Annotated in this window: 23 protein-coding genes; 7 read left to right on the top strand and 16 right to left on the bottom strand. The window is 58.7% G+C overall.

Annotation, left to right across the window (positions count from 1 at the left end; translation table 11 throughout):
• Positions 1–815 precede the first annotated feature (815 nt).
• The 3 genes from OXE05_07240 to dcd all read right to left on the bottom strand — a co-directional run bounded on the left by OXE05_07240 (position 816) and on the right by dcd (position 3,110).
• Positions 816–1,226 (bottom strand): LysM domain-containing protein, encoded by a 411-nt coding sequence (locus tag OXE05_07240; GenBank protein ID MCY4437113.1) that lies wholly within the window; start codon positions 1,224–1,226, stop codon positions 816–818.
• Between the two features lie 420 nt (positions 1,227–1,646).
• Positions 1,647–2,375 carry a histidine phosphatase family protein gene (locus tag OXE05_07235; GenBank protein ID MCY4437112.1) on the bottom strand — a complete coding sequence of 243 codons (729 nt, stop codon included), beginning with the start codon at positions 2,373–2,375 and terminating at the stop codon, positions 1,647–1,649.
• Between the two features lie 153 nt (positions 2,376–2,528).
• Positions 2,529–3,110 (bottom strand): dCTP deaminase, encoded by a 582-nt coding sequence (gene dcd, locus OXE05_07230; protein MCY4437111.1) that lies wholly within the window; start codon positions 3,108–3,110, stop codon positions 2,529–2,531.
• A 239-nt stretch (positions 3,111–3,349) separates the two neighbouring features.
• Here dcd and OXE05_07225 point away from each other — a divergent pair, with 239 nt between their 5' ends.
• The 3 genes from OXE05_07225 to OXE05_07215 all read left to right on the top strand — a co-directional run bounded on the left by OXE05_07225 (position 3,350) and on the right by OXE05_07215 (position 6,850).
• The gene (locus tag OXE05_07225; GenBank protein MCY4437110.1) at positions 3,350–4,684 is read left to right on the top strand and encodes a DegT/DnrJ/EryC1/StrS family aminotransferase; all 1,335 of its coding nucleotides are present in this window, start codon (positions 3,350–3,352) and stop codon (positions 4,682–4,684) included.
• An 866-nt stretch (positions 4,685–5,550) separates the two neighbouring features.
• Positions 5,551–5,772, top strand: a complete 222-nt coding sequence (locus OXE05_07220; GenBank protein MCY4437109.1) for a hypothetical protein — start codon at positions 5,551–5,553, stop codon at positions 5,770–5,772.
• A gap of 124 nt (positions 5,773–5,896) precedes the next feature.
• The gene (locus OXE05_07215; GenBank protein MCY4437108.1) at positions 5,897–6,850 is read left to right on the top strand and encodes a rhomboid family intramembrane serine protease; all 954 of its coding nucleotides are present in this window, start codon (positions 5,897–5,899) and stop codon (positions 6,848–6,850) included.
• Between the two features lie 144 nt (positions 6,851–6,994).
• Here the strand turns inward: OXE05_07215 and OXE05_07210 are convergent, their stop codons facing one another.
• The 3 genes from OXE05_07210 to OXE05_07200 are packed head-to-tail and all read right to left on the bottom strand — an operon-like array spanning position 6,995 to position 9,401.
• On the bottom strand, positions 6,995–7,618 hold the full coding sequence (locus tag OXE05_07210) for a PH domain-containing protein (GenBank protein ID MCY4437107.1): 624 nt from the start codon (positions 7,616–7,618) through the stop codon (positions 6,995–6,997).
• A gap of 34 nt (positions 7,619–7,652) precedes the next feature.
• A complete protein-coding gene (locus OXE05_07205; GenBank protein MCY4437106.1) occupies positions 7,653–8,099 on the bottom strand; it encodes a response regulator in 447 nt (148 codons plus the stop codon).
• 6 nt (positions 8,100–8,105) lie between these two features.
• Positions 8,106–9,401, bottom strand: coding sequence for an ATP-binding protein (locus OXE05_07200; GenBank protein MCY4437105.1), 1,296 nt, complete (start codon positions 9,399–9,401; stop codon positions 8,106–8,108).
• A gap of 298 nt (positions 9,402–9,699) precedes the next feature.
• Here OXE05_07200 and OXE05_07195 point away from each other — a divergent pair, with 298 nt between their 5' ends.
• Positions 9,700–10,101 carry a response regulator gene (locus OXE05_07195; protein ID MCY4437104.1) on the top strand — a complete coding sequence of 134 codons (402 nt, stop codon included), beginning with the start codon at positions 9,700–9,702 and terminating at the stop codon, positions 10,099–10,101.
• A gap of 69 nt (positions 10,102–10,170) precedes the next feature.
• On the opposite strand, the gene OXE05_07190 is transcribed toward OXE05_07195, so the two are convergent.
• The 4 genes from OXE05_07190 to OXE05_07175 all read right to left on the bottom strand — a co-directional run bounded on the left by OXE05_07190 (position 10,171) and on the right by OXE05_07175 (position 13,815).
• On the bottom strand, positions 10,171–10,797 hold the full coding sequence (locus OXE05_07190; protein MCY4437103.1) for a cytidylate kinase-like family protein: 627 nt from the start codon (positions 10,795–10,797) through the stop codon (positions 10,171–10,173).
• 9 nt (positions 10,798–10,806) lie between these two features.
• Positions 10,807–11,607, bottom strand: coding sequence for a sugar phosphate isomerase/epimerase (locus OXE05_07185; protein MCY4437102.1), 801 nt, complete (start codon positions 11,605–11,607; stop codon positions 10,807–10,809).
• 66 nt (positions 11,608–11,673) lie between these two features.
• Complete coding sequence (locus tag OXE05_07180) at positions 11,674–12,843, bottom strand: Gfo/Idh/MocA family oxidoreductase (protein ID MCY4437101.1); 1,170 nt, start codon at positions 12,841–12,843, stop codon at positions 11,674–11,676.
• A 153-nt stretch (positions 12,844–12,996) separates the two neighbouring features.
• Positions 12,997–13,815 carry an isochorismatase family protein gene (locus OXE05_07175; GenBank protein ID MCY4437100.1) on the bottom strand — a complete coding sequence of 273 codons (819 nt, stop codon included), beginning with the start codon at positions 13,813–13,815 and terminating at the stop codon, positions 12,997–12,999.
• 399 nt (positions 13,816–14,214) lie between these two features.
• Here OXE05_07175 and OXE05_07170 point away from each other — a divergent pair, with 399 nt between their 5' ends.
• Positions 14,215–15,612 carry a hypothetical protein gene (locus OXE05_07170; protein ID MCY4437099.1) on the top strand — a complete coding sequence of 466 codons (1,398 nt, stop codon included), beginning with the start codon at positions 14,215–14,217 and terminating at the stop codon, positions 15,610–15,612.
• Positions 15,613–16,261: 649 nt separating this feature from the next.
• Here OXE05_07170 and mutS read toward each other — a convergent pair.
• The 6 genes from mutS to OXE05_07140 all read right to left on the bottom strand — a co-directional run bounded on the left by mutS (position 16,262) and on the right by OXE05_07140 (position 23,198).
• On the bottom strand, positions 16,262–18,823 hold the full coding sequence (gene mutS / locus OXE05_07165) for a DNA mismatch repair protein MutS (protein MCY4437098.1): 2,562 nt from the start codon (positions 18,821–18,823) through the stop codon (positions 16,262–16,264).
• Positions 18,824–19,186: 363 nt separating this feature from the next.
• Complete coding sequence (locus OXE05_07160; GenBank protein ID MCY4437097.1) at positions 19,187–20,257, bottom strand: M42 family peptidase; 1,071 nt, start codon at positions 20,255–20,257, stop codon at positions 19,187–19,189.
• Positions 20,258–20,417: 160 nt separating this feature from the next.
• Complete coding sequence (locus OXE05_07155; GenBank protein MCY4437096.1) at positions 20,418–21,041, bottom strand: hypothetical protein; 624 nt, start codon at positions 21,039–21,041, stop codon at positions 20,418–20,420.
• Positions 21,007–21,150: a hypothetical protein gene (locus tag OXE05_07150; GenBank protein ID MCY4437095.1), complete on the bottom strand. Its 144-nt coding sequence runs from the start codon at positions 21,148–21,150 to the stop codon at positions 21,007–21,009. Before OXE05_07150 ends, OXE05_07155 begins: the two co-directional genes overlap by 35 nt.
• Positions 21,151–21,423: 273 nt before the next feature.
• Positions 21,424–21,831 carry a hypothetical protein gene (locus OXE05_07145; protein MCY4437094.1) on the bottom strand — a complete coding sequence of 136 codons (408 nt, stop codon included), beginning with the start codon at positions 21,829–21,831 and terminating at the stop codon, positions 21,424–21,426.
• 167 nt (positions 21,832–21,998) lie between these two features.
• Complete coding sequence (locus OXE05_07140; GenBank protein MCY4437093.1) at positions 21,999–23,198, bottom strand: MFS transporter; 1,200 nt, start codon at positions 23,196–23,198, stop codon at positions 21,999–22,001.
• 500 nt (positions 23,199–23,698) lie between these two features.
• Between OXE05_07140 and OXE05_07135 the strand changes: the two genes are divergently transcribed.
• Complete coding sequence (locus OXE05_07135; protein MCY4437092.1) at positions 23,699–23,977, top strand: zinc-ribbon domain containing protein; 279 nt, start codon at positions 23,699–23,701, stop codon at positions 23,975–23,977.
• A 715-nt stretch (positions 23,978–24,692) separates the two neighbouring features.
• Complete coding sequence (gene rho, locus OXE05_07130; GenBank protein MCY4437091.1) at positions 24,693–25,949, top strand: transcription termination factor Rho; 1,257 nt, start codon at positions 24,693–24,695, stop codon at positions 25,947–25,949.
• The last annotated feature ends 154 nt before the right edge of the window (positions 25,950–26,103 follow it).

The following is a 26,103-nucleotide window of genomic DNA, read 5'->3' as shown; positions in this document are numbered from 1 at the left end:
GGTTGGGGTGAGGGGGTCTTTTTGCTACGATGGCCCTTTACGCTGGGCAGTGTCAAGACGTAGCAGGGCAGAATCGGTGTGCATATGGAGAGATTTCAGGAGATTCACCCTCACCCCCGTATCGAGTACGGGGCAGGCTCTAGCCCTCTCCCGTCGAGGGAGAGGGAGCTCTCTCGCTTCCGCTAGGGTTACGCAAAGTTCTCCTTGGGGAGAAGGAGCCTCTCCGTCTGCCAGGTACAAGAGAGCAAGGTCGCCCAGGAAGTGGGAACCGGATAAGTGCGCGCTTCTCACTGCCATCCCGTTGCGCGGAGGCTCGTCCCCGCTCTTCGCCCGCCATCCTGTAGCGCGGGGGCTTGTCCCCCGCTCTTTACCTCCCCACCTGCCGCGCGAGCACATGCAACTCTGCCCCTCGCTGCCATCCCGTAGCGCGGGGGCTTGCCCCCCGCTTCTCGCCTCTCAATCCGCCGCAAGAGGACACGCAACTCGACCCTTGCCTGCCATCCCGTAGCGCGGGGGCTTGTCCCCCGCTCTTCGCCTCCCAATCCGCAGCACGAGCGCACGCATCTCTGCCCCTCGCTGCCATCCCGTAGCGCGGGGGCTTGTCCCCCGCTCTTCGCCTCCCAATCCGCAGCACGAGCGCACGCAACTCGACCCTTGCCTGCCATCCCGTAGCGCGGGGGCTTGTCCCCCGCTCTTTGCTTCCCAATCCGCCGCACGAAATCTCGCAACTCGACCCTTTGCCTGCCATGCCGCAGGGTTGGGGGTTTTTCCTCACTGCTCGGCGCGAATGAGTAACGCCAAATTGAGCAATATGCCTAGTTACTCGGCTCAGGCGTTTTCACCACGGTGGGACCCGCCGGAGTAGGTGTAGGCTCCTGGCTTGGTGGTGCCGGAATCTTCAGCTCCTGGCCGATGGAGAGAGGATAGGGGTCTTGTAGGTTGTTCGCTGCGGCGATCTGTTGCCACGTAACGCCCGGAAACTTGTCGGCAATTGTGCTCAAAGTGTCCCCGGACACGACCGTATAGACAGAGTCTTCAGACGGTTGTGCCGTCGCTCCCGCCACAGGTGTCGGGCTCGGACGAATAATAGTAATTGTCGGAGTCGGCGTGGGGGGTACATCCTCGCCGTCTTCATCTCCCATGAATGGAATGCAGCCGGCTGCCAGCACGACCAGGGCGACGCCCAGCACCATAGATTGCGCAATCGAACGACTATCCTGCTTCATGCTGACCCTCTCTGCTTCGTTACAGTTCGCAATGCCGCTCGCCTTCAGCCTTCGCTAGAATTCATTGAGGAACCCCGACGTACTCAAGAGCTATCCCAGGAAACGACAAGGGATAACGCTGCACTGAACTACGTGAAACCCATGGAAACATAGGGGACGGAGGCAATTAGGAGATACGAGGGGCTCTATCAGGAACGCTCCAGAGTCACTGCTACATCGGCTGGGCCGCTCACTACGAGTGCGAATCGAACTATCCAACGGAATTGCCAACTCCTCGGCGTGCAACGTTAATGTAGTACACACATAAAGCTCCTGACAAGTTTCTCGAGGAGCTGCACAGATCGTCGCGTGCGTCGTGGGCGGTCATCGAGATTGGGTCGAGCTAAAGTCATTGAGCCATTCCCACCCCTGAACGGTGTCTCACCCTGTCAGCAAATCGCCCGGCAGGTGCTCTACACGGTTTTGGTAGCGAATCACCGTCTCGTTCTCTGTGAATTCCAGACTCGTCATGCCTGTATTGTAGTGGTTGAAGTAGCATTCCCCCTGTTGCTGGCCGCCCATGAGAGCATGCAATAAGCCATTGGCCGCCGTGCCGTGGGTGATGATGGCAATGTGCTCATCCGTATTCTTTGCCATCGAGCGTAGCTCCGCCGCCACACGTGCCAGGCGTGATAGATACTCTGCCTCTCGTTCCGGCGGACGGTTCCACCAACCGTCAGCGGCAAAGTCCGGCGGGATGACATAGCCGGGAAACTGCTCATCCACCTCTGCACGGGTAAGCCCCGCATGTCCGCGCGGGCCACGCCCATCGCTTTCGTCATATCGTATGCCGCCCGACTCGTGCAGATCCAGCCAAATCTCCGGGTGAAGGCCGAGAGCGGCCGCCACCGGTTGCGTCGTTTGCAGCGCCCGCCGCATGGGACTACACAATAGGCGCGCGATGGCATAGCCCGAACGATCGCCGTGCTGTGGCTGCCGGCCCGGTATCAGCCTACTCTGCAAGTGCTCGCCAAGCAGCGCAGCCTGTCTCCGGCCCACGTCCGAGAGGGCTGGGTCAGTCAGGTAATTCCTTTCTGCCGGAGGCACACTCGCAAGCGGTACGCCCCGACGGTAGGTCACGTCGGCGTGGCGGATGATGTAGAGTCTCACGCTCGTCCTCCGTCCAATCTCCGTGTCGATTCATGCCGCGCTCGATGCACGAGATTCTCATCCCGCTCTTTACGTGCCTCAGACTTTGCGCCCGTCGCGCAGCGCATCAGCGTCTGCTGCATTAGTCCTGTCGCTCCACAATGCCCCAGGGCGTTAGCCGCCTTCCTCCGGTCGAAAGTTCAGATGCACCTTGCTCTCAGTGGGTTTGTCTTGGTCCTGGTACTTGCTGCCGAGCCCGGGTGAACCGTAGGGCCGGTCTACGGGAGTAGTCATCGTAAGAAACGAAATCTGCCCAATGAACATGCCCGGATAGAGCGGGATCGGGAGTTTTGCCACATTCGAGAGTTCCAGGGTTATCGTGCCGGAGAAACCCGGGTCGATGTATCCCGCCGTCGAGTGGATGATGAGACCGAGGCGCCCCAGCGAACTCTTACCTTCCAGGCGGCCCACCAAGTCTTCGGGCAGCCCCACGCGTTCAAGGGTAGTGCCGAGGGCAAATTCTCCTGGATGCAGCACGAACGGCTCGTCTTCCTCTACCTCGACACTCTGCGTGAGATCAGGCTGCGGTGCGCTCACGTCAATGTGCGTATAGCGGCTGTGCTCGAAGACGCGAAAGTGCCTTCCCAGCCGCACGTCCACGCTGGAAGGCTGCACGTGCTCCGCCGCGAACGGCTCGATGCACAACCGTCCCTGAGCTATAAGTTCTGAAATTGTTCGGTCGCTAAGAACAGACATGAGTTGCCACGCGCCATTCTCGCCGCGAATTGTCTACGTCCCACTGGTCAGTATAGTGCAGACGGAAGAAGGCCGCGCCCTTCACGTGCCCTTCGCAGGACCACACGTGTTCTCATGCAGTCGACGCTGGACCAGTCAAGGCACAGAGTGCTAACTGTCCCAGGTTCGTGCTATCCTATCGTGTAAGATTACTCCAATTCCACGTCAATTTCCAAGAATACGCGAAAGGAAACTGCGGTATGCAAGTCAAGTCGAAGCTGGCGTTACTTGGTGGCCCTAAGTCAGTGCAAAGCGATCCCGGAGACATTTTCAATTGGCCCATCGTGACCCCGGAGCACGAAGAAGCCGTCTTGGAAGTGCTGCGGCGGGGCGGCATGTCCGGCACGGACGTTACCCGGCAATTTGAGAGCGAATACGCCGAATGGATTGGCACAACGTATGCGCTCGGCGCGAACACGGGCACTGAGGCGCTGCGCGCGGCAATGTACGGTTGCGGCGTGGGCGTGGGCGACGAGATGATCTCGCCCAGCGTGACGTATTGGGCGTCGTGTCTGCAGGCGCTCTCGCTGGGCGCAAGCGTCGTCTTTGCCGACATCGACCCGGATACACTCTGCATTGACCCCAACGACATCGAGCACCGCATCTCCGATCGCACCAAGGCCATCGTGGCGGTTCATTACTGCGGGCATCCCGCCGACATGGACCCCATCATGGAGATTGCGCGCAAGCACAACCTCAAGGTCATCGAGGACGTTTCCCACGCCCACGGCGGGCTCTATAAGGGCCGCACGTTGGGCACGATCGGCGACGCTGCCGGCATGTCGCTCATGAGCGGTAAGTCATTTGCCACCGGCGAAGCGGGCATCATGACTACCAACAACCGCGAAATCTATGACCGCGCCGTGGCCTTCGGGCATTACGACCTGTACTCCGAAGAGAACATTGAGACCGAGTACCTGAAGCCCTATGCCGGTCTGCCCCTCGGCGGGTATAAGTACCGCGTCAACCAGTTGAGTTCGGCCATGGGCAGGGTGACGCTGAAGTATTACGACGGCTACATCGCGGAAATCCAGCAAGCCATGAATTACTTCTGGGACCTCTTGGAAGGCGTGCCCGGCCTTGCGCCGCACCGTCCCGCCACAGATTCCAACAGCACCATGGGCGGCTGGTACGCGGCCCGCGGCCTCTATCGTCCCGAAGAGGTTGGCGGTCTTTCGATTTCGCGCTTCGCGCAGGCCGTCTCAGCCGAAGGCGCGCGCTGCGGTCCTGGCACCAACAAGCCCCTGCATCCGCATCCGCTCTTCCACGAGGCGGACGTCTACGGCCATGGCAAGCCCACCGCCATTGCCAATGCGAGCCGTGACGTGCGCCAACCGCTGGGCAGTCTGCCGGTCAGCGAAGGAATTAGCGCGCGAACCTACAGCATCCCGTGGTTCAAGAAGTTCCGACCGCAGATCATAGAAGAATATGCTAGCGCCTACCGCAAAGCCGCCGAGAACTACGAAGAGTTGCTGGAAGACGATGAAGGCGGCGGGGAAGACATCGGCACGTGGCGGTTTTTCACACCGTCGTAAGAGTCGCACCACAGTGAGAATCGCGTGGCAGTCTATAGCAATCTCAGCTTATGATTTCAGCTGTGACCCATAGATGGTTTGCACGCTCGTTGTGAAATCCCTGGTTGCGCATATGAATGAGCACGATGCACCTGTCGTACAGAAGTACGACAGGTGTATCCTCTTTCTGCCATACCTGCCGTCATTCACCAAATTCGATCCGGCATGAGACCTTGCGTCAATGCTTGGTTTTGCCGCTCAATGGACGCGTATCTGCTCAATGTCCCAACGCAACTCCGCGAAATACCGGTAGCGCAGATTTCAAACCTGCGCCGCTTGGCACCCGGCATGAACAAACCTTTCGCTCACCCGTTTCGCGCCTCTCCACTCTGTTTGCCTCAGCCACGCCATTTCGGAGCGCAAGGTACGTAGCGCGGGGGCTCGTCCCCCGCCGGATCACTCAGGACCCCCACCACGTCAGCAGTTCGTGGAGTGTTCGAGGGTTTCACGCAATTTGTAGCAGGTGTGCAACGGACTGATCCTACAAGAGACGCAGGTTGCAAACCTGCGCTACCGGAGTTTGGAGACACTGGGCGTGCCATGTTCTTTGCAACGAGAGTCAATGCGACAACATCGGGGCTCGTCCCTTCTCCTCCCAATTGCACAACTCCTCCCGGGAACGGTGCAGTTTGCCTCTAGATTCACGTAGTCTCCTGCGACAGCCCGGTCGCACCATGCGCGAGCAACCGCCCCAATACCGGTATCGCATCAACAAACATGCCTGCATACCAGCGGTTTTTCACACCAAGCACTCTTTTGGCTTTCCGGCCTTTTGGCTTACACTGTCATTAAGAGGATAGTGTGGAACGCAGAGAGAGGTACTGGCTATGGATCAATTAGGGATCGTCCTTCTTGTTGGTGTCCTTATCATCAGCGCCTGGCTCATTATTCCCCGCATCTTTCCTCATCCGCAGATGAACTGCACCCGGTGTGAAGGCAGCGGCGCGGTAGACGAGAAGTGGCCTAACCCCGACGAACCGAGCGGTTGGCACGAACTCAAGGGTCCCTGTCCCAAGTGCGAGGGCAAGGGCAAAGTACGGGCAGCCTAGCGTGCGCTTTGGGCCTATGGGATCGCCTTGGCATGTCATGCCGAAGAGACTCTGGCACTAGCTGGCGCGATGCAAGCGCCCGCCCGGAAACTGCGGCCGCTCACGGCGCCTGGAAAGGCCACACGTGCTCCTCATACCCATTGACGCCGCACCCGAAGACGAGCGGCAACGGCAGCCCATCGTCACCGTCACGCTGGTGGCGATCAATATCGCAGTCTTCGTCGCCGCGCATAGCTTTGGCTGGAGCGCTCGCGAATACGGCCTGCAACCCGCCGGACTGTGGGCAGGTGAATTAGACCAACTCCGCAACCTCTTGCTCGCCGCCTTTCTCCATTTCGGTTTGCTCCACATAGCCGGCAACATGCTGTTTCTCTGGGTCTTTGGCGCAAACGTGGAAGACGAGATGGGACATCTGGGGTTTGCCGTCTTCTACCTGGTATGCGGACTGGGCGCGGGCATCATCGAGTCTGCCCTCTTTGCCAACGACACCATACCGCGCATTGGCGCCAGCGGCGCTATTGCCGGCGTGCTGGGGGCGTATCTTGTCCTCTTTCCGCTGTCACCCATCGGCATTTTGCCAATTCATATCGTCGGCTTCTGGATGCTGGGCCGTCTCACCGGTCATGCTGAGGACCGACCGCCGACGTTCGACGTCTCGGCTCTGATCGTCATTGGCGTCTGGTTGGTGCTCCAGATTATAGGTTCGGTAGGATCAGCGGTAGGACAGGAAGGCGGGATAGCCTACACCGCGCATCTTGGTGGGTTTGCCGTTGGCTTTGCGATTGTGCAAGTGCTGCGGCGCGGCTTTGGCTTTGCGCCCGATGCGGACGATAGTGAACCCGTCATCGTGAGACAGTCGGGAAGTCAGCTCTTAGTGGCGAGGCGTCCGCTTCCCGCCGGACATACGCTCAAACCTGAGGACATAGAACCATATACGTGGCGCCACTCCCTACCCGATGGCTACTTCAAACCTGAAGAAGCCGCAAGCCTGTACGGGAGGCGGTTACTACGGAACCGCTATCGGTACCATGCCATTCTTGAAGATGACTTGGAGTCAATGGATCCCGTTCCCTCGTAGTGAATGCGTGAGGCCGTCCTAAACGCTGTTTGGTCAAGCCTTTGATGGGCGTCACTTGGCCCAAACTCAATCTGTTTGCTGCAGGGCTTCCGCTACGTCTATAGTAGCCCCTGGGTCTTAACATCGATTTCTTGGGTCTAGTACTTACATCTTCTGCAGGATATTCGCCTTGAGCGTCTCGTATTCAGCCTCAGATATTAGCTCCTTGTCGAACATCTCTTTGGCTTTTGCCAGCTTCTCTACCGGGTCTTCTGCCACACGCTCATGGACAACGTCGCCATCCTCAGGCATCGTTATTTGCGTGCCGCCGGCACGGGCGCGCTCCTCTTCCATCAGTCTTACGCGCCGGCGCTCACGCCATTCCTGTTCCTTCTGTTGGCAAATAGTATAGAGCGCCCGAGCTTGGTCTTTTACGAGGTTGCTTGTCCGATACGTTTCCCCTTTGGTCAGCGTACACTCTAGAGCAGAAGAGAGCATGTTTTGATTTATCTTCACGTTCGCAACGTCTTCCCATAGGAAGTCATGGAAATCGAATCCCCTAAACCGGTGTCGCCGGAAAATGATCATGCGATTGTTTGTTGCCGCTACTGCGTCATACTTCTGGCCCAGTACGGTCCAAGCCTGGTAGGCGATGTACAAAATGCTTTCATTCGCTGTGAGGACGGACTTGACCTCTTCGGCAATCGGACGCAGCACGTCTAGTTTCTGGCTTTCGTCAATGCGCTCGATGCCTAGCTCCTGGCGTGCACCTTCGCCGGAGTCTGCCATGAAAATCTCTCCTTCCATGGGGTCGTGCAGGGGATCATTTTGGCGGCAGTCTGACGATCGCGAACCAAAAGTCCTCCAAAGACTGCACCACCGTCGCAAACTGCTCCAAGCCGACCGGCTTGGTAATGTAGCAATTCGCGTGAAGTTGGTAGCTCTTCAATATGTCTTCATCCTGTGAAGACGTGGTGAGCACCGCCACGGGAATAGTCTTGAGATCGGAATCTTCTTTGATGTCTGCCAGCACTTCGCGCCCATCTTTGCGGGGCATGTTGAGATCGAGCAAGATGAGGTCCGGCCGGGGCACAGCAGCGTAGGCGCCTTCCTTGCGCAAGAAGGCAAGCGCTTCAACCCCGTCGCCTACCACGTGCAGGTTGGTACGAATTTTGCTGCCGAGGAGAGTTTCCTCGGTGAGAAGCACGTCGCCCGGATCATCCTCGACGAGGAGGACCTCAACCGGCTTCGCCGCCTGTTCGCTCGCCATTCGCTCTTACTCCGTAACTTGTGGCAGGCTAAAGTAGAATGTAGCGCCGCAGCCTTCCTGGGATTCGACCCAGATGCGGCCGCCGTGTCGCTCGACGATCTTCTTGCACACGGATAGTCCGATACCCGTGCCCCCATACTCTTCCCGCGTGTGCAGCCGCTGGAAGATAACGAAGATGCGCTCGGCGTATTCCGGGGCAATGCCGATGCCGTTATCGCGTACGGAGAAGACCCATTCGTCGCTCTCATTTGCCGCTGCAATGTGGACCTGTGGTGTTGCTTCTCCACGGTACTTGATGGCATTGCCAACCAGATTCTGGAATAAGCGCCCGAGTTGCGCCGTGTCACCGTTTACGGTTGGCAGCGGGTCGTGGGTAACGCGCACGTTACCTTCCGTGACGGCTACGTCCAGGTTGGCCAGGGCTTCCTGGAGAGCATTGTTCAAGTCCACCGGCGCAAACTCTTTGCCGCGCGTGGTTACACGCGAATAGAGCAAGAGGTCATTGACCAGCGCCTGCATGCGCATTGCGCCATCCACAATGTAATGGAGGTAGACGTTCGCCTTCTCGTCCAACTGCTCGGCGTAACGCGATTCCAACAGATTGCAGAAACTGGCGATCTTGCGCAGCGGCTCTTGGAGATCGTGGGAAGCCACATAGGCGAATTGCTCCAGCTCCTCGTTCGAGCGGCGCAACTCCGTCACGGCTTGCTCAAGAGCTTGCTGGGCCGCTTCCAGCTGCTCAAATGCGAACGCATTGGCGATCGTTCCGGCGATCTGCGCACCGATTCTCTCCGCCTGTGCCAGGTGATTCTCATCGTATGCGTATGGGCGCAACGAGCGGATATTCAAGGCGCCGACAAACACCCCTCGCGCAATGAGGGGCACGGCGATCCGGGTTTGAAAGTCGCCGCCTAGGTCCCGCGCCGGCTGCTGTCCCGCCTCTTCCTCTTCAGCCGGCGTTCTAAAGAGTATGCCGCGGCGCTCACGTTCCAGAATGTCACTTATGCCGCCCGGCACTATTTCGTGCACCACGCCGCGTTCCCAGCCCGGAATATCACCACCCGCCGCGTACACCGCACGCACCGTATGCGCTTCCATATCCACAGCCGAGATTGAGAGACGATCAAATGGGATGAGCAGTGACACCTGATGGGCAAACTGCTCGTAGATCTCGTCGATATTGAGGGTTGAACTGATGATGCGGCTAATCTCTGCGAGAACCGCAAATTCGGTGGCATGTTGCCCCTGCTGCTCAAGTGAGACGACACCTTGGTTCCGGTCCTGTCGAGACGCCTCACTCATCTGCTGCCCCCGGGAGACCTTGGCACAACCCATGCCTTCGGCGCAAAGTCCCCCTCTCCCTGGAAAGAGGGCCAAGGTGAGGAGAAGTCTTCACCGTACTTGCCCAGCTCCTCGTGCCCCTCAAAATTGCGCCAAGGTCTTCTGGAGTATTTGCCGCTACTGTAAAGCCCACCGGTACGGAGTAGAGTCCCCAAATTTCATCTCTTCTGCCACGCTATTGGCGTGAGTATGCTAGAGTGGTACTTGCATTCACGTGACAAGTTTACCACACCAATCAATCAGGGGAGCCGACGACGGTATGAACACGAATATCTTCGAAATCCTCCTCGTGGAAGACGATAGCGGCGACGCTGAACTGCTCTACGAACTGCTTGAGCAGGTGCCGAATATGCAGTTCGATGTTACGCACGTGACGCGACTCGCTGAGGCTAGCGAGCAGACGGAACTAGAGCCGTATGACGTCATCCTGCTCGACCTGGCGCTGCCGGATAGCCAGGGTATGGATACCATTCGCACGATGGTGAATGCCGCTCCCACTATTCCCATCGTCGTGTTGACAGGCAATAACGACGAAGAGACCGGCCTCGCAGCATTAAGGAATGGCGCGCAGGACTACCTCGTAAAGGGCCAGGTGGACAGTGGCGCGGTCACGCGAGCTATGCGATTCGCAATTCAGCGGCACAATGAGCCAAGCTCATAGAGTAGGCAGCGCGCAGACGGTCGGAGCGCCTGCGCCTATTCAGCGGACGGCATTCGTCACCGCAGCAACTTAGAGTTGCTTCTCTTCCATTATCTTAACGACGATCCTCACGGCCGCATCACTATCGGTACGAGCCGCATTTATGACAAAGTCATAGAGTGATGGATCGTCCCAATCCACATTGAACATGCGGCGAATGTAACTGCGGCGTTCGTTATCAGAGCGCCGGACTTCCTCCTCGGCCCTGCCGAGATTCATGCCAATCGTCCTGGCTTGATAGCGGGCACGGTCGTCCGCTGGGGCCACCAGGCGCAGCTTGAGCACGCCGCGCAAGTCACCGAGAATGATGCCCGCCCCGCGTCCGACGATGATGGCGTCGTCACGCCGGGCAATCTCGCGGACCACCGAGCGCAAGGCTGTCCGGACAATCTCAGGCCGCACGCCACCCTCATCGCGCCGCGTCGACAGCTGGCGCCGCACGGGTCCTCCCGTGATCCGGGATAGGACGCTTTGTATTGCGCTGGGCTCTAGCCGTTCATCGTATGCCCTCACCACGCCGGTGTGCACTTCCAGCTCTTCCGCGACCTGCTGGATGAGCCGGTCATCATACAGCGGGTAGCCAAGTGTATTCGTCAGTTTGTCCGTAAAGTCGGCTTCACCGGTGCCAAGTTGTCGTGAGACGGTGATAATTGCCATAGAAACCTCCTAATCGACCACGTATCCCACTGCGGCGAGGGTGTCTTCCAAGAAGCGATGCGCGCGTACGGCCTGGTGGTTCACCTCATCTAGGGCTTCGCCACTCAGGCACTCGACGACGCATGGGCCGGCAAAGCCCGCGTCTTTGAGCGCGGTGAACACAGCGGGAAAGTCAACCAAGCCGTCGCCCGGCGTGACCATTACGTCGCCCTGCTGGCCGCCCACCTCATCCTTGATACACATACCGCCCACGATTGGGGCAATCTCGCGGATGTGTGCCAGCGGATCCTCACCGGCGTAGTAGAGTAAGTTACCCGCGTCGTAGCAGATCTTGAAGTTCTGGTGACTTACCTTCTTCCACGATTCGATAGTGTCCCGTGTCGTATTGCTCAATCCGCCATGAGGCTTGAGCATGAGCGTAATGCCTTTGTGCAACGCATACTCAGCGCTCTCACGCATGATGGCGTAGTACGTGTCGTACTGCGCCGGATCGGACGCGCCGCCGGTCATCACGTGGCGAAAGCCGAGTCGCTCCACGTAGTCTAGCTCTTGATTTAGCGCCGCCACTCCCTCTTCCACACTCGTCAAAGGATACGTCGCCATCATGATTGCAAATTTAAGGCCGGCATTCTTGACCGTGCGCTCGACTGCGGCCACTTCTTCCGGAGTCGATTCGTAGTCGATGAGGCGAGTCGGCCCCATGCTCATCGGGCCGAAATAATTGAAACCGGCGGCGCTCATCCCCGCGGCGGCGGCCTCAATTCCATATTCCCGCCACGGACGGGTAAAACATCCAAGCTGAATCTCCATATCCGGCACCTCTCCTCGCTGCGCTAGCTTCTTTACGTCACCTTCTTGTGCACATGCTTCTTCCAACTACGACTCCGACGGCATTGTGCCGGCAGGCCGTTTCGCGCTGGGCCGAAAGTCCGGCACTGTCAGCAATTTCGAATTCTGTTCAATCGACTCTGCGGCCAATATTGCCGGCGCCGCAGTATCCATTGCCCGATACAGGTCAAATTCCAGCGGCCTCGTGCCCAAGACGGCATCACGAAACGCCGCGTGCACGTAGTAGTCAGCGTCGCCGTGGCCGCTGCCTCGCGCTTCTCTAGGCGCATCCGTGCGCTGAAACTGCCAGTCCACCTCCGCCAAGTCGTGCATCTGGGCCTTTGCAAGCCACATCTTCGGTCGCTCCCGGGCCGACCGCCGCCATTCCACTGACCCCTGCGTCCCCATGATCTGGTACCAATGGTAATCACGCGGCGGTTGCGGCTGCGCGAAGCTCGCAGCCAACCGCAAAATCGCATCCTTCTCAGTCTTCATCAAGCAGACCTGCATGTCCGGTTGGGGAATTACGGGGTGAGCGTAGCTTGGAGCCTGCGTACTCATGCCCGTAACAGATACTACCCGATCGTCAAGCACGTACAACAGCGGGCTCAATTCGTGCGGCAGATAGTGGATGGAGGGCATGAGCGCACTCCACGTGGGCTCCGCCTCGGGGTGATCGGAAACTTCCGTGGGTCCGTAGAACGTGCCGGTCTCCTTTTCCCAAAAGAACTGGGAAACGTAATAGTGGAAGTACTGTCCTTCGACAAAGGTAACCCTACCGAGTTGGCCTTCCGCCACCATGTCGTGCCACGCTTGCATTACTCCCATGTAGCGCGTTTGCTCCGCCAACTGGTAGACCTTGCCGGAGCGCTCAGCGGCCACGACAATGCGCCAGCAGTCCTCGATATAATGCGCCGCCGGCACTTCCGCGTTGACGTGCTTGCCGGCCTCAAGGGCCTGCGCCGCCAATGCCCCTTGCCGCGGGCTGCGCACGGTCAATGCAATGGCTTCCACGTTGGAATCGGCGAGGATATCTTCGTATTGGGCGTAGGTGGCCACACCATCACTATTCTCAAGCGCAGCCAGGGCCCGCTCATGTGTGGCAGTGATGGGATCACAGAGCGCGACAATGCGATAGCCCGGTACGCGTTGCAGCAGGCGCATCCAACTGAGCCCACGGCCACCAAGACCCACGACACCTATCCGAATCTCTTCCATTACCACGTCCTTGTTTCGTATAACACCATTGGCTCTCGACTTGCAGCATCATGACACAGCGGCCGCGCCAAGCCGGTGACACCCCGGCCGTTCGCGGGGACTTCCTCCATCAGACGGCAAGTCCCACGCAGGCAAGGCGGTGAGCTCTGATTGTTAGCCTTCTGCACCCGCCGCCGCATCATTGCGCAATGGCTGCGCCGCAGCCAGAAACTCATCCGAAGTTATTGTTCCCGCGATGTCTCGCAACTCGTAATCGTGAATAGCAGTATTTGTGCAGAGCAAACCGTCGATCGTGTCGCTCGTTTCGATACCGGTCGTGCAGTCGCGCAGGAGGATGAGACCATACCCGCGCTCGCGCATGGCCAACATTCCATAGTCCCGATGGGGCACGCAGAGATTGGTGGCAAAACCAACGTAGAAGAGATAGAGAATCTTGCGGTGCGTGCAAAGCCGGTGGAGCTGATGGCCGTTGGCGATGACAAAGTCATCCGGTTGCGGAAAGACCGATTCATCAATGTACCGGTCCTGGTTGATCTGCTCGATCTCTGCGGCCCACGTATCCGTACGATCCGCGCGCAGGTGCGCCCACTCTCCTCTGCGCTTGGCAAAGTCCTCAGGCGGCCAGGCCGGCGCGGGACTCGCTTGCGGTGAGAGTTCACTGTCGCCGGCATAACGCAGCCACTGGGGAAACTTGTGTGCCACACTGGGCGACGGCGCATGAATCACCGTTACGCCAAGTTCGCGGCAGGCGTCAAGCACCGGACGAATGCGCTCCCGGCAAATCTGCCCTGTCCGCTCCACGTGACTCGCCGTAATGTGAATGTCCCAGCAGTCTACTAAGACAATGCCGGCCTGCTCCGGTGGGACTGTCAGACTAGCAGAACGGTAGCCAAAGTTTTCTTCACGAAAAGGGAGGCCTGGCGCGGTGGGTTCGTGGACGACATGCCGCGTCGAAATCGCGAGTGATGCCAAAGCGCAATCTCCTTCATCATACTGGCGACCTCTGCTCAGTTTCAGCGCGAGGCGGCGACCGCCCACACCTACAAAGACTATGGTGCAGCCACCGCCTCGTTGTCAAGAAATTGCCGCAGCTAACGGGGCATTCTGCTCCCTCTGTACACGTGTTCCGACATAGCGTACCCCGTATCTGTCTCCTGCCGCTGAACACCCCGATTGACCGGAGCGCAACGGCTTCCACATCTCCATGCTCTTTCCACCCTCGTTGTTACTTGGGTATAATACAAGCAGTGCAACCCCGGTCTTGTCTCGTCTCTTTTCTCCTTCCCTAGCCAAATCACGAGTCCGGTACGTTCATTCCCCATTCGCCGCACCCAAAGGCGCTAACCTCGCCATCAGAGAAGGCGCACGTACATGAGTCCCCTCCCAGTGGCATCAATTGACTCTGCCCAGACCACCCAGGACTTCGAGTTGCTGGCGTTGCATCGCTGCATTCACCAATCCAATCGCAACTTTCGGCTGGGACTGGGACAGGGACAGGAACTCATCAAGCTCGGTCTAACGAATCGACCAGCGGCGGCAATGACCTACCGCCTCACGCACCGCATTACCGTAAACCCAGGTATGCTCGCGCCGGAAGGAATCGTTACGGGCGCGCTCGCCGCCGACACGACTACCGGAACGTTCTTGGAACAACGACGCGCGGGCATTCTCTACAGACTTACCGATGCGAACCTCTTCGGCCTACGCCGGGAAGTAGCCCGGCTCGAACGCTGGCAAAAGCACCTCGTGGTGCCAATTCCCCAGGATACCGGCGCCGATGCGTTTGGGCGCTACCTTGACAATCTTGTCCGCGAATTCCAGCCCAGCGCAATCATCATCGGCAACGAGGAAAACCTGCACGACATTCATGTCGAAGGCCAGAACAGAATTCAGTGGTACGTGGACCGTTTCGTGACGGGCCATCGCGCAGTAAAGCGAGCCGATCCCCTGGTGAGCGTCCACATGTACGGCGAGGCGTACCACACGCTGCAGGACAATCGCCCATTCCTCCAGGGCGTACTTGGCATCCTTCAAAAGCGCGGCGTCTTACCGGATGCGCTATTGGTGCACTTTTACGATCACGCCAATCTCCTCCAGCCATGGCTTGATGAGATTAGTGCCGCCACAACGCATGCAATCCAGCAGCGGCTGCCAATTATCATTGGCGAACTCGGCCACTATGGCGACGTGATTGGCGGCGGGAACATCGTGCGCCGGGATGCGGAAAGTGAACAACGGCTTACACCGGACGATCAGTCACGCGCCGTAGCCCAACTCCTCACCGCCGCCACCGCCAGCATCGCCAAGCAAGCCTTCTATTTTGGCGCTATTGACACAATTAGCACCGGCGGCTACGAAAGCAGGAAGGGCTTGACGGTGTACAACGATAGTATCGGCAACATGACCCCACGACCGGCCTTGACGGTTTTCCGCTTTGTGACAGACCTGCTCGCCGGGGCCAGCGCGTCACTGAGCAGCACCCCGGAGCATGGCCTTTCGGTCGCGCACTTTGTGCGCCCCCCGCTCACGCCCGATGAAGAACGTGACCTGGAAGGCTGGTTCGTATGGGCGAATGACCGTCGCGGCCTGCCGCGGGAGTTCACGTTGCCGCCGGGATTCGTCGGATATGACGTCTATGGCAGAATGCAATACGCTGCTCGGGACGAACCGCAAGTGGTGCGCTTGCACGAATCTCTCAACCCACACATCGGCGGCGAGACATTCATCTTCTTCCGTCTCACCGGAAACACAGCGTTTCCACTACCGTAGGAGACCCCTGCGTTAGATGGGTCCTGTGGAAAGTGTACTATCCCCTCTCCCTGGGGAGACTTTTGCAACACTCAAGCCGATAAGAGAGAAGATCCCTTCACCCCCGCATCAAGTTCGGGGCAGGCTTTAACCCTCTCCCTCAGGAGACCTTTGCGTAACTCCGTCATTCCGGCTTGCGCCGGAATCCAGAGCGCCTTTACACCTAAGGATAGCATGATGTCAAGTCATTTCACCCCTATCTCATCCTTCCCCCTCAAAGGTGAGGGGTTATGCAGTGGTCTCTCAATGGAAGAGGGGACTTCCTTGCTGAGGTAAGGGTTATGCGATGGTCTCCTCAAGAGAGTGGACCGGAGCCACTCCAAGTTCAGTCGGATCCGTACTCTACACCCTCTCCTGGGGGAGAGGGCCGGGGTGAGGGCGAATCTTCATAGTTCCAGCCCAATTCCCCGTGATCGTTAGAGTTACGCAAAGCTCTCCACGGGGAGAGGGAACTCTCTCGCTGCGGCGAGGGTTTGGCAATGGTCTCCATAGGCAGGCAGCCGCCGGGTGTTCGTTCAACCGCTTAGCGTTGCCCGCTTCTCGTACGGTGCGTTGACCGGCCCCGAGCGCAGGCTGCTTGACGGTTAGGGCCCATGAGCGCACTTGTAACTTAGTCTTGCGCTTTTTTCTTCAGTTCGTAGAGCGTACTGATCGCTTCCAACGGGGTCATGGCGTCCACGTCAAGATCTTGCAGCTCCGTAATCACCGGATGAGGGCCGCTGAAGAGTGGCAGTTGATCGGCGCCATTCGATCCGATCAAGGCTGGCGCTTCACCCCGCAAGTGCCGCTCCTCAAGTTCGTGCAGCACCTGCTCCGCGCGCCTCAGCACCGGGCGGGGCAGTCCGGCAAGCTTAGCAACATTAACGCCATACGAACGGTCGGCGCCACCGGGTACCACTTTGTGCAGAAAGACTACATTGCCTTGCTCTTCCAATACGTCCACGCGGGAGTTCTTTACGCGTGGCAGCGTACCCTCCAATTCAGCCAACTCGTGAAAGTGGGTGGCAAACAGGGTCTTGGAGTTAAGGCCGGAGTGATTGTGCAAGTACTCCAGCACGGCGCGGGCGATTGCCAGCCCATCGTACGTGCTGGTGCCGCGCCCTACCTCGTCGAAGACCACCAGTGATCGCGGCGTAGCGTGAGTGAGGATGTAGCTCGTCTCCGTCATCTCTACCATGAACGTGCTGGCGCCGGCGGCAATTTCGTCCTGCGCGCCCACGCGCGTGAAGATGCGGTCCACGATGCCGACGTGCGCCGACCGGGCAGCTACAAAACTGCCAATCTGCGCCATGAGAACGGTGAGGGCAACCTGTCGCAGGTACGTCGACTTCCCTGCCATGTTCGGGCCGGTGAGCACGATGATTTGCTGCTCCGCATCCAGCCGCACGTCGTTGGGGATAAAGGGCGCTCCTCCCAGTGTCGCCTCCACTACAGGATGGCGCCCCTCGACAATCTCGATACAGTCACCTTCATCCAACACCGGACGCACATAGTTGCGGCGCGCAGCCACCCTGGCAAACGCGGCAAAGACATCGAGCTCAGCCAGGGCGAGCGCCAACCTCCGCAACCGACGCTCCTCCGCGGCTACGCTCTTCACGATGCCGGCAAATATCTGCTGCTCGAGCACGCTCTGCTCTTCTTCCGCGTTGAGCATGAGGGACTCGGCATCCTGTAATTCCGTGGTGCTATACCGCTCGCCGGTTGTCAGGGTCTGCTTGCGCATGTACCGCTCCGGTACGTCGGGCAGTGCACCTTTGCTCACTTCAAGGTAATAGCCATAGACCTTGTTGTGGCCAACTTTAAGGGACTTGATGCCGGTGGCGTGCCGCTCCTTTGCTTCGAGATTCGCGATGAAGGCCCACGCCTCCTGTGTACGCCGCACCAACTCATCCAACTCTTTGCTATACCCTGACTTGATTGGTGGTTGTCCCGGCTCCGTTGCAATCGAAGTAGCAATTAATGCCGCCACTTCCGGCGCCGGATCGACGCTAGCCGCGCGGGCTTGGATCGGAGGGTCCGAAGATGCGTTCAACAAGCCCTCTATGTCCGCTGCAACTTCCAACGAGCGGCCCAAGCGTGCCAGATCCTGCGGTGTTGCCAGGCCCTGCAAAGCGCGATGGGCAAGCCGCTCGACGTCGGCGAGTTTCCCCAGTTTTTCCCGCAACCGCTCCAACAAGACATGGTCCCGTGTCAACGTCTCGACAATCGCTAAACGCCCCTCGATAGCAGGCACATCCACCAGGGGCTGGGTAAGCCATTGGCGGAGCAGGCGACCGCCGATTGCCGAGCGCGTTTCATCTAGGACACCGAGCAGCGAGCCCTCTTCCTGTTGCGTGCGGTTATTGCGCAAGATCTCCAGGTTACGCAGCGTAGCGGGATCCAGACCCATAAAGGAATCGAGGGAGTACGTGCGCAGGCCGTCCAGACCGCCCAGGAATGACTTTTGCGTTTCCTCCAGATACGCCAGGAGCCCACCGGCGGCGCGGGACGCCAATGGCAGGTCGGCGCAGCCAAAGCCGTCAAGCGCGGCAACTGCAAGTACCCGCAGCAAGGTGCTCGTCGCTTCCTGCAAGTCGAAGTGCCATGATGCATACGAGGTGAGAGCCGTGGAGGACAGCTGCAGCGTCTTGCCTTCGGGAAACACACACTCTGCCGGCTGCAGCCGTCCCAATTCAGCGGCAAGGACAGCATCGGTATCTTCCCGGATCTCGGTGGCGGCGAACTCCCCCGTGCTGACGTCGGCGTACGCCAGCCCTACACCCTTCTTATCGTGTACGACGGCCGCCACGTAGGTATTCTGCTTGGCCGCAAGCAAGTCCGGGTCTACAATCGTGCCCGGTGTGGCGACGCGCACCACGGCGCGCTCCACCAGACCGTGTCCGGGCTCAGAGACCTGTTCGCAAATCGCAACGCGGTGTCCCGCCGCGAGCAGTCGTCCCAGGTATGTTTCCGCGGCATGTGCGGGCACGCCGCACATCGGCATCTTCTGACCCTTACCGAATTCGCGTGCGGTGAGGACAATCTGCAAGGTCTCAGCGGCAACCTTGGCATCATCCCCAAAAAGCTCATAGAAGTCGCCGAGACGAAAGAAGAGGAGCGCATCCGGGTAGTTCTGCTTGATGCGATAGTACTGCTCTTGTACAGGCGTCATGCTCCGAGAGGACTTAGGCATTGGCGTACTGCTCTTAGGAGACAGGCTTCTCACTATGTCACGACCGCATGGAAGAAGACGGCTCTGATTCATTCTAAACTGTTGGGACATGTAGGTGTTCAGGCGAAGCGCTACACTCCCCGGTAGCACCGGTTCGCACGGGAGACGTGCAAACCTGCGCCCACCTGCCAAAGAGGCAATCCAATTGATTGCGCTTTGCTTCCCTTACACCAAGATGCGGGGGACAAGCCCCCGCGCTACGGCTCTATAAGTCGGAATCGAGCCTATGGTGGCAAGGGAACACAAATGAGCCGAGGTACTAAGTCGCGGTGCAGTCTCTCTGCAAGCGGTGAAAGGGGTGCTTTCCGCTTGGCCTGACTTGGCTCAGGCGTCGGGCGACGCCGGTTCGTCCTGAAGAATCGCCGGCCAGCGATTGACGAACGTGAGCAGCAAGGTCGTGAGATTGGTGAGAGAGTCAAGGTGCACCAGTTCAAAGCCGTGCGTATTTTCGCACGGGAAGGCCAACGCCGCAATGCGGCCGATTGCCGCTACCTTGCGGGCTATGGAAGCATTGGTGCCATAGGACTCCAAGGCAGCGTGTTGCACATCTAGTTCGAGTTCCTTGGCCAGAGAGGCAAAGCGCCGCAGGATGCCCTCATCGTATACGTTGTAGGCGTCTTTATACACCAAGACCGGCGCGCCGCCGGCTTCCAGGCCGTATTCGTCAGCCACCGGGGCAATCTCTAACGCAATGTACGTATCTCCCGGCAAGGTACGCGCCGCAAACGGACCGCCGCCGCCGGCGTTTTCTTCCGTGCTTGAGAAGACCAGGTACACGTCTTGCGGCGGCGGACTGCCCACAAGCAGTGTGGCGAGAGAAAGGAGAATTGCCACGGCGCCCTTGTCGTCCAAAGCATACGTGCCCACGAAGTCGCCAATGCGTACCGGGTGCTTGCGCTCGCGCGAGACGACCGCCTTACAGCCGGGATGCACCCCCTGCTCCAAGAGTTCGTCCTTGCTGAGTTTCGCATCCAGGTGGCAATCCGACCATTTGAGCTGCCGACCCCCACCAGAGCGCACGGCCTGAATCGGGCTCTCTTCCGTCACGTGCATGGCGCCAAAGCAAAGTATAGCGGGTACCGTGCCGGCGTCCCCCAGAATGTCCATGGGGCCCTCACCGTACTTCCAGGGATACGTGCCGCCCAGGGTAGCTACTCGTATCTTGCCGTCGTCTTCAATGCGCTTGATGATCAGGCCAAGTTCATCTTTATGGGCGTCCAGGATCAACGGGCAGTCGCTGGCTGCGCCCGCAATCTTGGCAATTACGTTATTGGCAGAATCTTGCCAAACGTCGCATGGCAGAGGATCAAGATGTCTGCGGAGTACAGCGTCTATCTCCCGCTCGTTGCCTACGGGAGAGTGGGCTGTCGTTAGTTCTGCGATGAGGTCGAACATCAGACGTTTCGTCCGTTTTGCGCTACTTTGCCGTGACGTTGGGATTCGTCGCCCGCCTCTTCCCTACCATGCCGTAGCGCGGGGGCTCGTCCCCCGCCTCTTGGCGCAACATCATGCCCCTACTTGATACGAGGGCAAACGCCATCTCAAGGCAAGGCACTTAGAAGAGCGGCAGCTTTACCGTAATGAAGCGGCGGTGGATGCTACCCAGCGCGTGCACGGGGATGCGGTTTTCTGTTCTATCATTCGTTAGCGTGTCGACCACCTTCAAGCTCTGGAGCTTGTGCGTAAACGGGTCCACGCGCATCTCATCCCAGTGCCCTATCTTGGCGTAGACATCCCGCACAAACGTGTTTCCATCGAGCTCGGCGTCGGGTACGAATGTATCAGGCAATGCGGCGGCTTCCGTATCCAGGCTGCCGTCGGCGCGGGTTCGCAGCACCAGCGGGATGCCCGCAATAGAGTCGACGTCGGGATACGCTTCCAAGGATTGGGACAAGTCAGCATGCGTAAGCGCAAGAGTTATCGCTTTGCCGGAAACGCCGCGTATGAATGACAGCGGGACCTGCACGCGCACAATGCCTTCGGCGGACGTAGAGGGGGTGGTTGCCCGCCCCTCCCGCACGGCTTCAATCTCCACCGCCGCCGGCACGACAAGGGCTTGATCGAGGAATAACACGATCGCCTTTACCGTACGCGAAAGTGGATCGATAGTAATGCCACCGAGCGTGCCAACCGCTTCTCCACCTTCAGCAGAGATCGGTGCGCCAAGCGGTAAATCCATCAGTCTTCTCCCGTATCTCCGGCAGTTGCCGCCAGCCGCCACATCCGTCATTGCGGCGCAAGCCGCCAAGTCCGTCATTCCGGCGCAAGCCGGAAGCTATCTTTGCCACTAGGTTGTTTTGATTGTTTCAAGAACCGGCCCGCCATTCCCGCGAAAGCGGGAAGCCATCCACTCCGCACGGCGCACGCTGTCTCAAGCGGGGGACAAGCCCTCGCGCTACACTATAGATTCCTCGCTGCGCTCGGAATGACCTGAAATGTCAACACTACCTAACCACACGTCAGATTGAAGCCATTGTAGCGGAATCGGTCCTGGCTGGCTACCGCTACCCAACTCTAGCGAAACCGGCTGGATTCCCGGGTACGTGCACACGCGCCAAGCGTTAGCTCGGCACAGTCAGGATCATGCTGACGACAAACCCCACCAACAGTCCCCACCAGCGCCAGTCCGGCGGTTGCCAACTCCCCTCGCTGCGAGTTTCGGTCCATGCAAACGCGGCAAAGTGCGATAGACCCATCAGCAAGAGCGCAAGCCACGCCCACCAATAGCCGTCGCGGATGCCCCAATAAGCCAGCCCCCACCACGCCACGCCCATGATGAAGACGTGCAAAGCAATGTGGCGCGAAAACGCGTGCACTTCCGGTACGTCGCTTGCCCCCAGCCGGGGCGCCAGGCGCTTTCCATAGGGTCCGAAGCCGAGCAACGTCGCTACGGTTAGCGCGAAGTGAATGAGCGCTCCCAGCAGGAGAAGGAGCCAGCCGGCGCTAAAGAGACTTAGGTCAAATGACATCTCCAAGAACCCTACACTGTGTCTTCAATGTGAACGTCACCAGCTATGCCATCAGCAGTTGCCGGAATTTGGCGACATCGAGTCCGTGATTGAGTATGCGTGATTTGTGTTTGGCGACTGCTGTCCTCCAAGACTCTCCCGCATTTGATCTCCCGCCGACCGCGTTGTTAGGATAAGGCGCGCCGCTCGCGCTGGTTTCGGGTTTCCGGCACAAACCACGCCAAGTTACTTGCCGCCAGTGCGCCAACGCCCGCCAGAACAATAGCGGCAAGGCCGAGACCTGTAAGGTCCGCCACGGCGCCCACGACGAGCGGTCCACCGGTATTCCCACCGTCGCCAATTAGCCGCCACATGCCGAGAAACTCACCCATGGCATCGCGCGGCGCAAGATCGCTCCCCAGGGTCATCATCGTGCCGGAGCCGAGGCCGTTGCCTAAGCCCATGATAGCAGCCGCCGCGAGCAATCCGCCGTACCCTCCGGCCAAGGGCACCATGGCCATGCCCACGCCCAGGATTATCATAGAGGGAACCGATGCCCATTTGCGACCCATGCGGTCTTGCAGCAGTCCGGCGATGCCAAAGAGAGACATATCGATCGCCGCGGACACCGTGATAATGACGCCGACAGCAGTTGGGTCCAGCCCAAGTACTGTGCCGCCGTAGAGAGGCACGATGATATCGCGTCCGGCGCGGATCATCTGTGCGAGGACCTGGGCGCTTCCCGCCGACAGCAAGTCACGGCGGTATGTCCCCACGATTTGCGCCATGGTGCGCCAGTGGGGGCGGCGATGCGCAGCTTCGACCGGCTTACGCGACTCCGGCACGTACAGGAGCGTGATTACGAGGGCCACTCCGGTCAAAGCCGCCGCCAGCAAGAACGGCGTTTGCAGTCCAAGATTCGCTCCCACGAATCCGCCAATTGCCGGGCTCGCAAACACGCCGATACGGCTCACACCGCCAAACGCCGAAAGGGCCCGCCCCCGCACCTCTACCGGGATGACTTCTGAGATGAAGGCCATGCGGGAGAGCATCCACATAGCCGCACCGCCCCCGGCGATTAACCGCAGCAGCACAAGCACGTGGAAGTTCTCGATGAGGCCCATGAGCGCCAGGCAAATACATGCCACTCCCACACCCAGCAACATCACCTTGCGGCTCCCCAGGCGTTCCAGCATTACGCCCGACGGGAGATCCATGGCCAGCGTGCCTATGCCGCGGGCCGCTACCGCCAGGCTTACCAAGCTGAACGACACGCCAAAGGTCGTGGCATACAAAGGCAAGGTTGGGATCAAGAGTCCCTGTGTAAACGCCAGCAGAAAGCTGGGCACGTACACCGGCAGCATGAGCGCAAGGACACGGCGACTCATGAGTGGCTATAAGAAGGAATCGCCGCGACAAGGTGGCAGCAACTACCTTTAACGAGTACAAGAGCAGGCAGAAGTCGGTCTATACCACCGGCCCTGCCTGCCGCACTCAAGACGTGCGATGGGAGGGGGCCTACAGAAGAGTTCGTCAGCATCGCTCAGCAAGGGGCTCGTCGCTATCGCCACACAACGCACCGGCGCACTTACTATAGCACATGCCTCCCTGCCAGCAGCCTGCATTGCCTCGTTATGTCTCAGGTATCCGCACGTCATGGCAGCGAGGCAACTGCCCGGGTTAAGCACGCGCGCATCTATTGACTTAGCGAGCTTGCATAGATACGAGTAGTCTCGTATACTTGGGCAATCATTTCATGTCATGCGTATGGTGTGATTGCTTGAGAGATGAGCGAAAGTGGTGCTGCAAACGCAGTTGACCGTTACCACACGATTTGGCCTGAAGCGAGACGAAGCGCGGTGAGACCCAACGCAAGGAGAAGATCACAGTGTCACCCGAGGATCGCACGATAGTTTGCGTGGAGTGCAGCCAGTCGTTCGTATTTACTGCTGGTGAACAGGAATTCTATCAAGAAAAAGGCCTCATGCACGAACCGCGCCGCTGTCAGGATTGCCGCAACTCACGGCGGCGGGAACGCCAAGGTGAGCGTCAGATGCATGAAGGAGTGTGCGCAGAGTGTGGCACCGTCGCACGCGTGCCTTTTGTGCCGCGGGACGACCGACCCATCTACTGCAGCGACTGTTTCACTAACCGCCGCGAAAATTAGCAGAACCTGGGGTTTCGCCGGCTGTATGCGGAGAATTGGACCGCTGACACTGTGATTCCTTAGCCAAGTCTATAAGCGACGGGTGCTTGGATTTCGCTCGTGGGACAGGGCCATAGTCGGCAGAGCAGGTTCCTACTTTTCCGCCGCTCTTCCTTACCCGCACGTGTGGGTCATTTTGTTGCAGATTTTTCCAGTTCGTCGGTTGACAGGGATACTACCGTTTGGTAATCTTGACTGTGAAGCGCGAGCTCTATATAATCCTCCGAAATACCCGCACTACAATCTGTTAGAATAGCTATAGAAGCACCTGCTTCGTCACTCTGTTCTTTCCACAAGCCCATCAGTTACCTAATACTGCTTATCGGCGCCTAGACATTTCGAGACTTTGTAGTCTCTTTATCTTCCACTTTTCGATACGGATTACTTGGCGCATCGCACGTAAACAACTCGCGGCAGGGTAACTCACCAAAGGCGAAGGTCGTATCTGTTTTAATGCACCACGCCTACTATGCTGGGTACAGCACTAGTTGAATTCAGCATTGCTCTATATGGGTCTGGTTCGTTGTATTGCTTTTGAAGGAGGACACATCTGTCAACGGTACTACCCTCTCGCAAACGTGGCAATCGTCGTCGCAAACGTTCTACCCGCCATTGGATGCAACGTAATGGAACGAACCATACATCCAATCCAACCAACCAAAGGAGCGACCCCGGAGTGCAATACGCAGATTTAGACGCCAAACCATTGGCCGAACTGCGAGAGCGTGCGAGAGAACTGGGAATTAGCGGTTACTCAGTCCTCAAGAAGCACGAACTCGTCAACCGGCTCCTGCAGGCGCAATCCGAAGAACAAGGCAATCTCTACCGCACCGGGCTCCTCGAAACCATCGACGATGGGTATGGATTCCTGCGGCTTCATCGGTATTGGAATACCGGCTGGGCCGAGGATGTCTACGTAGCCCCCACGCAAATTCGCCGCTTGAGCCTGCGTACCGGAGACATGATCGCAGGACAAGTGCGTCCGCCGAAGGAAGGCGAGAAGTACTACGGCCTGCTGCGGGTCGAGACCGTCAATAACCTCGATCCGGAAGAAGCCAAGCGCCGTCCGCACTTTGAGAACTTAACGGCAATTTTCCCCGATGAACACCTCAACCTTGAGACTGCTTCCCCCAGCATTACGGGCCGTCTCATTAATCTCGTCTCGCCGATTGGCCGCGGTCAGCGCGGATTGGTCGTTGCTCCGCCCAAGACCGGTAAAACAATGCTCCTGCAGAGCATTGCGAACGCCGTCATGGCAAATTACCCCGACGTGCACGTCATGGTGGTCCTCATCGGTGAACGACCTGAGGAAGTAACGGACTGGGAACGCAGTGTGGGTGCTGAGGTCGTCGCTTCTACGTTCGATGAGATTCCGGAGAATCAAACCCGTATCGCGGAACTGGCACTGGAGCGGGCAAAGCGGATGGTGGAAGGCGGGCAGGACGTGATGCTGCTGCTAGACTCTATCACGCGCCTCACGAGAGCCTACAATCAGGCCATTCCGCCCAGCGGCAGGACGCTCTCCGGCGGTATCGACCCCGCCGCGATCTATCCGCCGAAACGGTTCTACGGCGCGGCCCGGAATGTCGACAATGGTAGCAGCCTCACGATGATTGCAACGTGTCTGGTTGAGACGGAAAGCCGCATGGACGACGTCATCTACGAGGAATTTAAGGGCACCGGCAACATGGAACTGCGGCTCGACCGCAAATTTGCCGAGCGCCGCATCTACCCGGCGATTGACGTTGCACGTTCCGGCACCAGACGCGAGGAATTGCTGTTTGAGTCTGAAATGCTCAGGAAAGTAGTCACGTTGCGCCGCATGCTCTCGGCCCTCGGCAATACCGAAGGCTATGAAGCCATGCTCAACCGTCTGGAGCGCACGAAATCAAATGCGGACTTCCTCGCACGCTTGAGCAAAGACGCGGTCTAGGCGCGGCACTCGCTTCACGCCGGGCACGTGCTCCTGCATCAATGAGTCCCCCTGGACGACAGGCTGCGCTGCTATCTCTCGCACGACTCCGGTTGCGGCAAGTTTTGTGCCTTCTCCTTCTCTTGCTCCTGGTCGCTTGCGCTTCGTCTGACTC

The sequence above is a fragment of the Chloroflexota bacterium genome (genome assembly GCA_026710945.1).
In the GTDB taxonomy this organism is placed as follows: domain Bacteria; phylum Chloroflexota; class UBA11872; order VXOZ01; family VXOZ01; genus VXOZ01.
This window is presented reverse-complemented; position numbering and strand designations above follow the sequence as displayed.